This is a genomic window from Riemerella columbipharyngis, from assembly GCF_900101995.1.
GTDB lineage: Bacteria > Bacteroidota > Bacteroidia > Flavobacteriales > Weeksellaceae > Riemerella > Riemerella columbipharyngis.
This window is the reverse complement of record NZ_FNAS01000001.1, coordinates 246,118-257,661: the sequence shown is the minus strand read 5'-3', so window position 1 is coordinate 257,661 and position 11,544 is coordinate 246,118. Positions and strand designations below refer to the sequence as shown.

Here is an 11,544-nt window from a genome sequence, read left to right as displayed (position 1 = left end):
CTTTTATTTTTTGATGAATTTGAATGATTTCGTAGTATCATTAGCTTTTACAACAAGAACATAAACACCTTGCGGCAATTTCTCTACATTGATTTCTTCTTGCTTGCTACCACTTAGGACTTGCTCTCCTTGAGCATTGTAAACCGAATACTGGGAATCCCCTTTAATACCTTTTATATTAAGGGTAGTACTCACAGGGTTAGGATAGATACTAATGCCGTTGCCATTAAGCATAGTTTCATCCACTCCCATATTACCTTCCTCGTGTGTAATCTTCACATCATCAAGAAGCAACAAATACTGAGCAAAAGAATCATACATTCTCCAAAATATCCTTATTGTTTTCCCTTTATAGGCAGAAAGGTCTATAGATGATGTTGTAGCTCCCTCTATACCCGTAAAGTTCTTTTGTTCTACAGGGGTAAGGGTAGGATAAAAAGGCTGCCCATCTTCAATAATGAAAAGCTGATAATTAATATCACTTATCTGAGAAGTAATCGTTCCAATTTTAAATGTAAGCGTAGATTTCCCTTCTGCTGGAATTTCAATTGCCGGACTTAAAATCAAATTATCAGGATCTACAGGTCCTTGTACACCGGGAAATTGTTGATATCCATATGTAATGATCATATTTCCATCTTCATTGTCCCAGCCTAAAGACTCTGCATAATCACTACCAAAAGCAATTTCCCAATCGTTTCCATCTCGATCTCGGTCTAATAACCCCCAGCCGTCCAGCTTATTTGTATCATTGAAGTCCTGAGAGAAAATAACTTTCTGCGAGTACATCAATGAAGAGACGGCAATACTTAAAAAAAGTAACTGTTTCTTCATAAAATATTTTTTTACAAATCTATAAATTATTTTTAATACAAAAGCGTTTATTCAAAAAAAACTTTATAACAAATAAATACGACAATCTCCAAGGCTCTGCATAGTATATCGCCGATAACAAAAAAAATAAAATTTTCACAAAACTCCAAACAGATTCTTAATCCTTAAAAATCCTTATTTTTGCAAAATTAAATATCGATGAAGTGATCACACACGAACAAATAAAAGCACTAGGAAAACGCATAGAAGATTTAAATAAATATCTTCAAATAGAAAAAAAGAAGCTGGAGATTATCAATGATGATGAAAAAACAGCAGCACCTGAATTTTGGGAGAACCCAAAGGAGGCAGAGTTGTTTCTGAAACAGCTTCGTTCCAAAAAAAAATGGGTAGAAGACTACGAAAACATTTTCACCTCTTTTGAAGATCTGCAAGTCCTCGCTGACTTTGCTAAGGAAGACCCCGAAAGCGAGCAAGAATTAGACAATTCTTTCCCTAAAATATTAGAACTGGTAGAAAATTTGGAGTTCAAAAATATGCTTTCAAATGAAGGAGACGAGCTCTCTGCCGTTCTTCAAATTACTGCCGGAGCAGGTGGTACAGAGTCTTGCGACTGGGCGAGTATGCTGACGCGTATGTACACGATGTGGGCAGAAAAAAACGGATACAAAACAAGAGAGCTCAACTACCAAGAAGGAGATGTGGCAGGGATAAAAACAGTAACTATAGAGATAGACGGCGAATATGCTTTCGGCTATTTGAAAGGCGAAAACGGTGTGCATAGACTAGTGAGGATTTCTCCTTTTGATAGTAATGCCAAACGACACACAAGCTTTGTTTCCGTCTATGTATATCCTCTTGTAGATGATACCATAGAAATTAATATCAACCCAGCCGACATCAGTTTTGAAACAATGCGTTCATCCGGAGCTGGAGGACAAAATGTAAACAAAGTAGAAACAGCGGTAAGGCTAAGACACGCTCCTACGGGAATAATTATAGAAAACTCGGAAAGCCGCTCTCAGCTCCAAAATAAGGAAAAAGCTCTTCAATTACTTAAATCCAGACTCTACGAAATAGAATTAGAAGAGCGAATGAAAGCACGAAACGAAATAGAAGCCAACAAGATGAAAATAGAATGGGGCAGCCAAATCCGAAACTATGTAATGCACCCTTACAAACTGGTAAAAGATGTACGCAGCGGATATGAAACCTCTGATGTAGATGCTGTAATGAATGGCGGACTCACCCCTTTTCTAAAAGCTTATCTAATGGCAGGTGGCACTGCTGTAACTGATGACAATGAGGAATTATAATTATCGTTAAAAAATTTTAGAAAAAAATCTAAAAATCTTTATCTTTGTAAAATATCTTTTTTATGGATCACTTAAACAGTTGGAAAGACCTCCTAAACCCAGAATTTTATATACAGCTGGGTGGATATTGGTTAGTTTTATTTATTATTTTCGCAGAAACAGGTTTATTTATCGGGTTTTTCTTGCCTGGAGATAGCTTGCTTTTCATCTCCGGGATCTATGCTAAAGATATGATAGAAAAAACATTCGGTACTACCGAAAGTGATTTTTTGGATACGACACTTATGGCTATCTCCATAGCCATTGCAGCTATCTTGGGAAATATGGTGGGATACTGGTTCGGTAAAAAAAGCGGACCTGCTCTTTACGAAAGACCGGATTCTTTTATTTTCAAAAAGAAATACCTCTTCAAAGCCCACGATTTCTACGAAGAACATGGGAAAATTGCCATTATTGCCGCAAGATTTTTGCCTATCATAAGAACTTTTGCTCCCATAGTAGCGGGAATAGTAGGAATGGAGAAAGGAAAATTTATGCTCTATAATATCATTGGTGCTGTGGCTTGGGCTTTTACACTAATATTTATGGGACATTATCTCAATGTATTTTTCCAAGATCAATTGGGCATTGATATGAAGAAGCATTTAGAGATTATCATACTTTTCATCGTATTAATCACGACCGCACCTGTATTATTCAAAATGTTTTTTAGCAAAAATAAAGCATAAGCATCAACTCTAAAAACGATGATTTCTAAAGCTACCATTGATAAAATATTTTCTGCCATAAGGGTAGAAGAAATCATAGGAGAATATGTCCAATTAAAACGAGCCGGATCCAACTACAAGGGGCTAAGTCCCTTCGCAGATGAAAAAACACCGAGCTTTGTAGTATCGCCGAGCAAACAAATTTGGAAAGATTTTTCCTCAGGCAAAGGAGGTACGGCTATTTCTTTTCTTATGGAAATAGAGGGGTTTTCATATCCAGAAGCTCTAAGGTACGCTGCCAAAAAGTACGGCATAGAAATAGAAGAAGACCACCGAGAACTCTCCGAAGAAGAAATAGCCAGCCGAAATGAAAAAGATTTACTCTACAAAATCCACGAAGTGGCAGATCGATTTTTTAGGGAACAACTTTGGAATACGGAAGAGGGGCAACTTATCGGGCTAGCTTATTTTAAGGAACGTGAACTACGGGAAGACATTATCCAAAAATTTCAGCTGGGCTATTCTCCAGAAAATAAAAACGCCTTTACAGAATATGCTCTCGGAAAGGGCTACGATAAAACGATTTTAGAAAAATCTGGACTTTCTATTTTCCCGGAACATACACCAAAAGGCATAGACCGCTTTCGGGAACGCGTTATATTTCCAATACATAGTTTCTCCGGAAGGACGCTGGGCTTCGGTGCAAGGACTCTAAAATCCAACACCAAAATAGCTAAATACCTTAATTCTCCGGAAACAGACATTTATCACAAATCCAATGTTTTATACGGTATAAACCAAAGCAAGCAAGCGATTTCCAAAAACAATCTTTGTCTCTTGGTAGAAGGCTATATGGATGTAATAGCTCTGCACCAAGCCGGAATAGAAAATGTGGTGGCAAGCTCCGGCACTTCCCTTACCACAGAACAAATAAAACTCATCAAACGGCTTACAGAGAATGTAACCATACTTTTTGATGGAGATGCCGCAGGAATAAAAGCAAGTTTTAGAAGCATTGATATGCTACTCTCCGAAGGTATGAACATCAGGGTACTACTCTTCCCAGATGGCGATGATCCCGATTCGTTCTCAAGGAAACACCCCCAAGAGTATGTAGAGAATTTCATCTCCGAAAATGCCAAGGATTTCATAGACTTCAAAGCCGAAATTCTGCTGAAAGATATTGCAGACGACCCTATAAGAAAAACCGAAGCCATAAGGGATATCGTGAAATCTGTAGCCAATGTAGAGAATATTCTAAAACAAGAGGTTTATCTCAAAGAAATAGCTAATAAATTCGGACTATCGGAAAAGAGTTTATTTAGCGAACTCGGCGTACAAAAACAGCGAAAAGACAATCAGGTAAAAACACCGCCGTCCCGGTTAGAAAAAAACAAATTAAAAGTTGTCCCTACTCAGTCTAAAATAGATCTCAGCATAGACCCTCTGCTGGTTTTAGAGGAAAAAATAGTGGAACTTGTGCTAAAGTATGGGGATTATATCATAGAGCTTAAAGACATTGACAACCACCCCTACGAAACCTCTGTGGCAGAAGCAGTCATTAACCACCTGGAAGAAGACGACTACAAAATACTATCTTCTATCAATGATAAAATCATCTCGGAAATAAAAACAGGTTTAGACGAAAACCGAATACGAGCCGGAAATTTTTTCTTCACCCTGATGGATGAAAGCATCAATACAAAAATTGCAGATGCTTTGGTCAATCCTTACCAAACAAGTGACTGGAGTAAGTTCAATATCTACTTTATGAAAGAAGATGAGGTTTTGGACAAAATAGTTTCTGATACATTACTCAGACACAAAAGAGAGTTTATCATTAGCATTATCAATAAAATGAAAAACTCCAAAGAAGAAAAAAATTATGCTTTTTACAAAAAAATTATGCTGCTCTCTGAGCTTAAAAATAAAATTGATGAAAAATTACTTCGTGTTTTATGACAGAATGACTACTTTTACACTTGGGAACAATTATTGGTATTAACATAAAAATTTTAAGAATAAACAACAATGGATATTAAAAAAGATTTTAGAGATTTCTCTGTTAAACATTTAGGAAACAGCGGTCTGGCTACCGACCAATATATGGGTATTTTCTCCCCAAACAATCTTACGCCTTACATCATGGAAGAACGCCGTATGAATGTCGCTCAAATGGATGTTTTCTCCCGACTGATGATGGATAGAATTATCTTTTTGGGAACCGGAATTGACGACCAAGTGGCGAATATCGTTACGGCACAGCTTTTATTTTTAGAAAGTGCAGACCCTAATAAAGATATTCAAATCTATATCAACTCTCCGGGCGGCAGCGTCTATGCAGGTCTGGGCATCTACGATACGATGCAGATTATAAAACCTGATGTAGCTACTATCTGTACGGGGATTGCAGCGTCTATGGGGGCGGTTCTTTTAGTAGCAGGACAAGAAGGAAAACGCTCTGCACTCAAACATTCCAGAGTGATGATACACCAGCCGAGTGGCGGTGCACAAGGGGTAGCCAGCGATATGGAAATCAATCTGAGAGAAATGCTAAAACTCAAAAAAGAGCTTTATGATATCATCTCTCTACATTCCGGACAAACCTTCGAATGGGTAGAAAAGTCTTCGGACAGAGATTACTGGATGACCTCCGAAGAAGCTAAAAACTACGGAATGGTAGATGAAGTTTTAGAAAGAAAAAAGTAAGATAATCACTTAATTATAGGAAGGTTATCGTATTTCGGGTAACTTTCTTTTTTTAACAGCCAAGCGCATTGAAAACCGCAATCGCCATACTAAATTGGAACGGAAAAAGCTGGATAGAGCAATTTTTACCCTTCGTAGTAAAATACTCTTCCGAAGCTGATATTTATATTATAGACAATGGCTCTACCGACGACTCTGTGTCCTTCATCCGCAAACATTTCCCAATGGTCAAAGTCATTATTAATGATAAAAATTATGGCTTTGCAGGTGGTTACAATGTAGGATTAAAGAATATTCAGGCGGATATATTCTGCCTCATCAATTCCGATGTGAAAGTTACAGAAAACTGGCTCTCCCCTATTATTGCTCTTTTTGAAAAAGACCAATCCATAGCAGCTGCACAACCTAAGATACTATCCTTTACCGATAAAAATACTTTTGAGTTTGCAGGAGCAGCTGGAGGTTTTTTGGACAATCTCGGCTACCCTTATTGCAGAGGACGGGTCTTTGACGAGGTAGAGGAAGACAAAGGGCAATATGATGACGAAACAGAGATTTTTTGGGCTTCGGGATGTTGTTTTTTCATTAGGGCTAAAGATTTCTTTGAGCAAAATGGTTTTGATGAAAGATTCTTTGCACACCAAGAGGAAATAGACCTTTGCTGGAGACTTATAAATAATGGCAAAAAAATTTACTACACCCACCTATCTACAGTTTATCATGTGGGGGGTGGTACTCTCAGCAAACAAAGTCCGCAGAAAACTTATCTGAACTTTAGAAACAATCTCTCTATGATGCTAAAAAACCTTCCCAAAAACAAACTTTGGATCATATTCCCAAGACTTTGTTTAGACGGTATTGCAGGAATTTATTTTGGTCTAAAAAACGGGCTGCCTCACCTTTGGGCAGTCGTTCGGGCTCATTTTGCATTTTACGGGCAGGCAAAAGAATCTTACAAAAGAAGAGGCTCTCGCCAAACTAAAAAATATTACCACCAAAAATGGCTTATCTGGAAGCATTACATAAGGAAAAACTAATCTCTCTATTTTTAAAATTATATTTATATTTGCCTCTGAATAAACAATATTTCAATTGAACCAAAATAAAAACCACAAAGTTGTTACTCTTGTTCTTATTTGCTTCTCAGTATATCTCACTGCTTCGGCGATGAGTTTGATTTTCAATGTTCATTGGCAACCTTTGGACCGCGTCAATCTGCTGTCTGACCTTTTCGTTTACAAAACCGAACCGTCCGCAAAAAACACAAAGGCTTCTACACAAAAAATCATTACGGAACAATCTCCCGAACAAGATTTCCAGCTCTATAAAAAACCTGAATTTATTACCAATTTCTATAAAGGCGACAGCATCTGTGCACTGCCTCGCTTGGCGGCGAAAATAGCCCGATTGCAAAAAACAAAAAAAGGTAAAATAAGAATTGCTTACTTTGGCGATAGTATGATAGAAGGGGATTTGCTCACCCAAACGCTCCGCCGGCTGCTTCAGCAAGAACTGGGCGGCTATGGCGTAGGATTTGTGCCCATTACCTCTAATGTAAATGGATTCAGGCAAACCGTTACTTGTGCGGCATCGGGCTGGAAAGATACCAACTTTATGACTTCGGGGGCAAAAAATCTCTACATTTCGGGGCATATTTTTACAGGAAACGGAACTGCCCAATACCGAGACAATACCATTAAAAATAACGATGTAAGTATTCGGAAATCTATTCTGTTCGGGAAGGCAGACAATGGAAGTTTGACCTTTAACAATCAAACCATCAGCATCAATGGGAAAGAATGGGTAAACAGCCAAATGCTCTCCGACGATACTTCCCACACCATCAAAATTCACTCTAATACCGCAAGTATGCCGCTATACGGCGTGAGCTTTGAGTCCGAGAATGGCGTTTTTCTTGACAACTTTTCTTTCCGAGGAATTACCGGAGTAGAATTGGCTAAAATAAACGATGAAGTATTTGAAGCTATTAACCAAAACACCCCTTACGATTTAATCGTTCTGCAATACGGGGTCAATCTCTTGTTTCGCCCGAATGACAAAAACTACGATTACTACGCCCAAAGAATGGTCCCCGTACTCGCACGGCTAAAAAAAGATTTCCCGAATACAGACTTCCTTTTAATTAGCAGTGCAGACCGTGCTTTCCGCTACAACGGCGAAATGAAAACGGCTGTGGGAATGCCTAACCTTATACAAACACAGGCACAGCTTGCCTTTGAGAACGGATTGGCTTTTTACAACCAATTTGAGTCTATGGGCGGCGAAAACGCTATTGTGAAATGGGCACAGCAAAATCCGCCATTGGCCAACAAAGACTACATACACCCCAATGCCAAAGGAGGAGATGTCCTTGCAGAAAAGATTTTCCGTGCGATGATGAACGACTACAAAAAGTACAACCCAAAAACCAAGAATAAAAAATGATGCATCAAATTCAGAACTTTTTCGCTTCATTTGACGGAAATGCTTTCTTGCACGAGTTTGTGTACGACAGCAAAAATCCGCTGTTATTCAACAATGGTTTTTTTGTCTATTTTTTTACCCTTTTTATCGTATTATTTTTTGCACTTAGGAAGCATCATCAGGCACGTAGATATGTATTTTGTGCCTTTTCGCTTTACTTCTTTTACAAAGCAAGCGGCTGGTTTGTGAGATTGGTCATTTTATCTGCCATCGTGGACTTTTATATTTCCAATGCCATCTACAAAACACCAGAAAAAAAGAAAAAAACAGTACTTCTCGTACTGAGTATTATTTTTAATCTCGGAATGCTGTTTTACTTCAAGTACACGAATTTTTTTATCAGCATCAGCAACGAGCTTTTTAGCTCACATTTCAATCCGCTGAATATCCTTTTGCCCATCGGCATCTCTTTTTATACCTTTGAAAACCTTAGCTATACCGTAGATGTGTATCGCGGAGAGTTCAAGCCTGCAAGTAAATTTTCGGACTATTTGCTCTTCTTGTCGTTTTTTCCTAAGCTGATGATGGGACCTATCGTAAGGGTACACGACTTTGTACCGCAGATTAACGAACCTTATGTCATCAGCGAACGCGACTTCGCAAAAGGCTACTACCTCATCATCTCCGGATTGATAAAGAAATTGGTTATCTCCGATTTCATTACGCTGAACCTCGTCAATTATATCTTTGATAATCCCTCTATGCATACCGGACTGGAGAACCTCTTTGCGGTGTACGGCTACGCAATGGTCATCTATTGCGATTTCAGCGGATATAGCGATATCGCCATCGGCATTGCACTGTGGCTGGGCTTCAAAATTCCACCCAATTTCTTATCCCCGTACCAAAGTAAAAACATTACGGAATTCTGGAGAAGATGGCACATTTCGCTGTCCTCTTGGCTCAAAGATTATTTGTACATTCCGCTCGGGGGCAACCGCAAGTTCTCTATCGCCTCTTTCATCTTTGTAGGTGCCTTTTTGGCAGGGGCTTTCCTTATGTGCACCCATATACTCCATCTATCTTTACTTTGGGCGACAGGCGTTGCATTAGCCTTAATCCTTATTTTTCTGCTTCCGGCAATTATCACCAAAAACAGCAAAGGCATTGCCGCTAATTTCAATCTGATGACGACAATGCTGCTGGGCGGATTTTGGCACGGTGCAAGTTGGAACTTCATCATCTGGGGCGCCATACACGGTACAGCCTTAGGCGTACACAAAATCTGGATGCTGCTCACCGGACAATCCTTAGCCGGTATCAATCACAAAAGATGGTACCGTATATTGATGGGTATTATTACCTTTCATTTCGTATGTTTTGGCTGGATATTTTTCCGCACTGCCGATTTGGGTTCCGCACAAGCGATGATTCATCAGATTTTTTATGATTTTGATACCAAAGTATTCCTCCCTTTTTATAACAATTACAAAGGCGTAATCTGGATGATTGTAGTGGCATTGTGCCTACATATGATTCCCGACAACCTTACAGAGCGTATTATCGACAAGAGCAAGCCATTCCCAATGTGGGCTTATGCAGTGGTTTTCTTTTTATTTTTAATACTATACGGCTATTTCAAATCTGCCGAACAAGTGATGCCTATTTATTTGCAATTTTAACAAATATTATTTTTAAAGCTGAAAAAACTAAGATAAAACAAAAGCATAGCTATAAACGCCAATAAAACACAAATAACTGATAATCAACAATCTAAAACTGAAAGAAATTCTGAAATTCAAATTTGAGGATTTGAGCTAAATCTTATCATTTTATTTTTTGCATTGCAAAAGATTTTATTATCTTTGGGGTATGGAAAACTTTGTAGTATCTGCACGAAAATATCGTCCGCAAGAGTTTGATACCGTAGTGGGACAATCCCATATTACCGATACATTGGAACACGCCATAGAGGAAAACCAGCTAGCTCAGGCTTTGCTGTTTTGTGGTCCCAGAGGAGTGGGAAAAACCACTTGTGCAAGGATTTTAGCAAGAAAGATCAACGAAAAAGACGGTACTACAAGCGAAGACGGCTTTGCCTACAATATTTTTGAATTGGATGCCGCATCCAACAACTCCGTGGATGACATTCGGGGACTGATAGACCAAGTACGCTATGCTCCGCAAGTGGGCAAATACAAAGTTTACATTATAGATGAGGTGCATATGCTGTCTTCTCAGGCTTTCAACGCTTTTCTGAAAACTTTGGAAGAACCGCCTAAACACGCTATTTTCATTTTAGCGACTACGGAAAAACATAAAATTATCCCTACCATACTCTCACGATGCCAAATTTATGATTTCAAGAGAATTGCCATAGAGGATATCCAGAACCATCTCAGAAAAATAGCAGACAAAGAAAACATAAAGTATGAAGATGATGCACTCTATCTTATTGCCCAAAAGGCAGATGGAGCTCTTAGAGATGCTCTGTCTATTTTTGACAGGCTGGCAACTTTTACCCAAAAGAACATTACCTTAGCAAACGCAGCGGAGATACTTAATGTTTTGGACTATGACCAATATCTAAAAATAGCAGAGCTGGCGTACGATAATGATATCCCAAAGATACTTTCGGTCTTTAACGATATTATAAATAAAGGCTTTGATTCTCAAATTTTTATTGCTGGATTGGGTAGCCATTTCAGAAACTTAATGCTGTCTCAAAACCCTGCCACTTTACATTTGATAGAAGTGGGAGAAAATTCTAAATCTAAGTTTGCCGAACAGGGTAAAAAATGGACACCACAACAGCTCGTTACCGCCATAGAAATATGCAGCCAAGCAGATATCAATTATAAAAATTCTAAAAACCCAAGGCTTACCGTAGAAATTGCTTTGATGCAGCTATCAAGCATTACTGCAGATGGAAAATCTTCGGCTAAAAAAAAAAGTTTAGAATAATCCCACCGCCAGTTTCAGGAGAGCTTTTATCAAAAAATGATTCCTCTAAACAAGAACAAAACACCAATACGGAAATCCTAAAACCCAAAGAAAATTCTATAAAAACCATAAAGAGAAGCGATACACCAATAGTGAAAGGCAGGATACCGAGCTTATTCAATATTGAGGGAAACATTAAGAAAAAACAGGAGCAACAAAATACGGTAGAAAGCAATGACGGAAATTTGCCTAATGACTATTTTTCACCGGGAACATTACAAGAAGAATGGAATGCTTTTTTGGATAAAATCAAAAATAATACTCCGGCATACAGTACACTCAAAGCATTTGTAGTTCATAAGGAAAGCGACAATTTGATAAGTATTACTTATGCTTCCGACAGCTCTAAAAAACATTTTGAAGATATGGTTGGGGATTTTTTTGCTAATTTTAAGAAAAAAGTAAATAATTACAATATCACAATTGAATACCGCCAGAAAGCTCTGCCACGAATAAGTGTAAAAAACAACCGTGATATTTTCTACGAACTGGCTCATAAATATCCTTTACTAAAAGAATTAGATGATTTATTAAAATTTGATTTCAATTAA

The 11,544-nt window shown here is 38.3% G+C and carries 10 protein-coding genes; 9 read left to right on the top strand and 1 reads right to left on the bottom strand.

What is annotated here, in order from left to right:
- Positions 1-3: 3 nt before the first annotated feature.
- Entirely contained in the window at positions 4-834 is an 831-nt protein-coding gene (locus BLS89_RS01095) for a T9SS-dependent choice-of-anchor J family protein (protein ID WP_092735663.1), read from the bottom strand.
- A gap of 203 nt (positions 835-1,037) precedes the next feature.
- Between BLS89_RS01095 and prfB the strand changes: the two genes are divergently transcribed.
- The 9 genes from prfB (at position 1,038) to BLS89_RS01050 (ending at position 11,544) form a co-directional block, all read left to right on the top strand.
- Positions 1,038-2,150: a peptide chain release factor 2 gene (prfB, locus tag BLS89_RS01090; protein ID WP_092735662.1), complete on the top strand. Its 1,113-nt coding sequence runs from the start codon at positions 1,038-1,040 to the stop codon at positions 2,148-2,150.
- Positions 2,151-2,212: 62 nt separating this feature from the next.
- On the top strand, positions 2,213-2,878 hold the full coding sequence (locus tag BLS89_RS01085; protein ID WP_092735661.1) for a DedA family protein: 666 nt from the start codon (positions 2,213-2,215) through the stop codon (positions 2,876-2,878).
- Positions 2,879-2,896: 18 nt separating this feature from the next.
- Positions 2,897-4,819: a DNA primase gene (gene dnaG / locus BLS89_RS01080; RefSeq protein ID WP_092735660.1), complete on the top strand. Its 1,923-nt coding sequence runs from the start codon at positions 2,897-2,899 to the stop codon at positions 4,817-4,819.
- Between the two features lie 69 nt (positions 4,820-4,888).
- A complete protein-coding gene (clpP, locus tag BLS89_RS01075; RefSeq protein WP_092735659.1) occupies positions 4,889-5,566 on the top strand; it encodes an ATP-dependent Clp endopeptidase proteolytic subunit ClpP in 678 nt (225 codons plus the stop codon).
- A 68-nt stretch (positions 5,567-5,634) separates the two neighbouring features.
- Positions 5,635-6,603: a glycosyltransferase family 2 protein gene (locus BLS89_RS01070; protein WP_092735658.1), complete on the top strand. Its 969-nt coding sequence runs from the start codon at positions 5,635-5,637 to the stop codon at positions 6,601-6,603.
- Positions 6,604-6,658: 55 nt separating this feature from the next.
- On the top strand, positions 6,659-8,011 hold the full coding sequence (locus BLS89_RS01065; RefSeq protein ID WP_092735657.1) for an SGNH/GDSL hydrolase family protein: 1,353 nt from the start codon (positions 6,659-6,661) through the stop codon (positions 8,009-8,011).
- Entirely contained in the window at positions 8,011-9,672 is a 1,662-nt protein-coding gene (locus BLS89_RS01060; protein ID WP_092735656.1) for an MBOAT family O-acyltransferase, read from the top strand. Before BLS89_RS01065 ends, BLS89_RS01060 begins: the two co-directional genes overlap by 1 nt.
- 190 nt (positions 9,673-9,862) lie before the next feature.
- A complete protein-coding gene (gene dnaX, locus BLS89_RS01055) occupies positions 9,863-10,954 on the top strand; it encodes a DNA polymerase III subunit gamma/tau (RefSeq protein WP_092735655.1) in 1,092 nt (363 codons plus the stop codon).
- Positions 10,955-11,085: 131 nt separating this feature from the next.
- The gene (locus tag BLS89_RS01050) at positions 11,086-11,544 is read left to right on the top strand and encodes a hypothetical protein (protein WP_092735654.1); all 459 of its coding nucleotides are present in this window, start codon (positions 11,086-11,088) and stop codon (positions 11,542-11,544) included.

Bases quoted from the DNA above. Each gene is read 5' to 3' on its own strand.
- BLS89_RS01095 (WP_092735663.1), bottom strand. From the start codon at position 834: ATGAAGAAACAGTTACTTTTTTTAAGTATTGCCGTCTCTTCATTGATG.
- BLS89_RS01085 (WP_092735661.1), top strand. From the start codon at position 2,213: ATGGATCACTTAAACAGTTGGAAAGACCTCCTAAACCCAGAATTTTAT.
- dnaG (WP_092735660.1), top strand. From the start codon at position 2,897: ATGATTTCTAAAGCTACCATTGATAAAATATTTTCTGCCATAAGGGTA.
- clpP (WP_092735659.1), top strand. From the start codon at position 4,889: ATGGATATTAAAAAAGATTTTAGAGATTTCTCTGTTAAACATTTAGGA.
- BLS89_RS01060 (WP_092735656.1), top strand. From the start codon at position 8,011: ATGCATCAAATTCAGAACTTTTTCGCTTCATTTGACGGAAATGCTTTC.
- dnaX (WP_092735655.1), top strand. From the start codon at position 9,863: ATGGAAAACTTTGTAGTATCTGCACGAAAATATCGTCCGCAAGAGTTT.